Source organism: Saccharomonospora iraqiensis subsp. paurometabolica YIM 90007, from assembly GCF_000231035.2.
In the GTDB taxonomy this organism is placed as follows: Bacteria; Actinomycetota; Actinomycetes; order Mycobacteriales; family Pseudonocardiaceae; genus Saccharomonospora; species Saccharomonospora paurometabolica.
On record NZ_KI912246.1, the window covers coordinates 2,119 to 4,276 of the forward strand.

Sequence of the window (2,158 nt, forward strand, 5' to 3'; positions counted from 1 at the left end):
AGCCTGCGCGGGAGACCCCGCCCGGTCCCGGTCGCCGGGCCGGTGTCCGCGCCACCCGGGTACGACGGGTACGCCGTCGTCGGAGGCGCCCCCTGCCCGGGCGCGGCGTGGGCTCCCGGACCGTACGCGAATCCCTGCTGGTCCTGCCGCGTACCGTAGCCGGGGACGTAGGGGTTGCCGTGGGCGAACGCGCCGCCGGGCTGCTGCGGATACCCGGGGTTGCCCTGCCCGGGGTACTGCCCCGGCGCCCGGAACGGATCGGAGCCCCCGGTGTGCGCCGCCGACTCCCCCGGTCCGGCGTCCCCGGTCGCGGGCCCCGGCGGCGTCGTCTCCGGCGGCGCCTGCCGTGGAGCTGCCTGCTCCGGCGATGCCTCCGACTCCCCGGGCTGCTCCGTCCGGCCCGGCGGAGCCCAGGGGCTCGGCTGTTCGTGCCCCGGCCCGGCACCGGACTCCGGCGTCCCCGACGCGGACGGGTCCGGGTTCTGTCGAGCGAAGGGATCGTTGTCGGTCATGCGTCCATGATGCGCCGGAGTCCTGAGAACTCGCTGAACCCGTGCTGTGACCGCGGCGAGAATCGCTACCGACCCGGACGCGTGTCCCGGAGGTTCTCCGCGATCCGCTCCGGTGTGACGTCGTTCACCCACACAGCCATCCCGGACTCGGACCCGGCGAGGTATTTGAGCTTGTCCGCCGCGCGCCGCACCGAGAACACCTCCAGGTGCAGCCACGCCGCCTCCCGGTCGCCGACGGTCGGTGCCTGGTGCCAACCCGCCACGTACGGCAACGGCCGGTCGTACAGCGCGTCGCACCGGCGGAGCACGTCGAGGGACACCCCGGCGACGTCGTCGCGCTCGTCGGCGGTCAGTTCGGACAGGTCGGCCACCCGGCGGTGCGGCACGATCAGCACCTGCACCGGCCACCGGGCGGCGGGCGGCACGAACGCCGTCCAGTGTCGTCCGCGGGTGACCACCCGGGTGCCGTCGGCCCGTTCGGCCGCCAGCAGGTCGCCGAGCGGGTGGGTGCCGTGCGAGGTGAGACGGGCGCGGGCGTGCTCCAGCATGCGGGCGGTGCGCGGCGGCACGAACGGGTAGCCGTAGATCTGGCCGTGCGGGTGGTGCAGGGTCACCCCGATCTCCTCGCCGCGGTTCTCGAACGGGAAGACCTGCCGCACCCCGTCGGTGCCCGAGAGTTCGGCGGTGCGGTCGGCCAGCGCGTCCAGCACCGTCCGCACCCGGGTGGGCGACAGCTCGGCGAACGAGGTGTCGTGTTCGTCGGTGAAGCACACCACCTCGGCGCGGCCCTGCCCCCCGGCGAAGGCCGGGAACCGGTTCTCGAACACGACGACGTCGTAGTGCGGCTCGGGGATCTCGCCGGGTGCATCCGGCCGCCCCGGGCACAGCGGGCAGTGGTCGGCGGCGGGTTTGTGCGTGCGGTCCTGGCGGTGCGCGGCGATCACCACGGGTTCCCCGGTCAACGGGTCGTGCCGGATGTCGGTCACCGCGGCGGTGGGGGTCAGATCCCGCGGGTCCTCGCGGTTCCGGGGCCGCGGATCCGGGCCGTCGTCGTAGTACCGGATGCGGCGCCCGTCCGCGAGCGTGCGGTCGGTCCGGTTCACCCGTCCGCCCCGATCGGCCCGGGCGCGAGCACCAGCTCGCCGACGTGGGCCGACAGCACCCGGCGGGCGCGCTCGCCCAGGCCGTCGTCGGTGACCAGGACGTGCGCCTCGGCCAGCGCGGCGACGGTGGACAGGCCCACGGTGTCGAACCGGGTGTGTTCGGCGAGGATCAGCAGCTCCCGGCCCGCGTCGATCAGCGCCCGGTCGGTCTCGCTCTCGCTCAGGTCGCCGATGGTGAATCCCGGGCCCTCGGCCATGCCGTGCACGCCGAGGAAGACCCGGTCCAGGTGCAGGCCCCGCAGGCTCTGCACGGCGACCGGCCCGACCAGCACGTCGGCGTCGACCCGTGCCCCGCCGGTGAGCACCACGTGCCGGTCCCGCCGCCCCGCCGAGCCGAGAATGTCGGCCACCCGCACGGAGTTGGTGACCACCGTGAGGTCGGCGACGTGGGTCAGTGCCCGCGCGAGCGCCCGCGACGCGGGTCCCGCGGAGATCCCCACGGCCGACCCGGGACGCACCCACCGCGCGGCGGTCGCCGCGATC

General features: G+C 75.3%; 2 protein-coding genes and 1 pseudogene. All 3 read right to left on the reverse strand.

What is annotated here, in order from left to right; all coding sequences use genetic code 11:
- Nucleotides 1-512, reverse strand: a pseudogene (locus tag SACPADRAFT_RS33955) (hypothetical protein); the annotation flags it as partial.
- A 65-nt stretch (nucleotides 513-577) separates the two neighbouring features.
- Nucleotides 578-1,615 carry a galactose-1-phosphate uridylyltransferase gene (gene galT, locus SACPADRAFT_RS0214215; protein ID WP_007027368.1) on the reverse strand — a complete coding sequence of 346 codons (1,038 nt, stop codon included), beginning with the start codon at nucleotides 1,613-1,615 and terminating at the stop codon, nucleotides 578-580.
- Nucleotides 1,612-2,158, reverse strand: a 547-nt coding sequence (locus SACPADRAFT_RS0214220) for a DeoR/GlpR family DNA-binding transcription regulator (RefSeq protein ID WP_007027369.1), incomplete at its 5' end; no start/stop codon positions are given. The genes SACPADRAFT_RS0214220 and galT, both read right to left, overlap by 4 nt.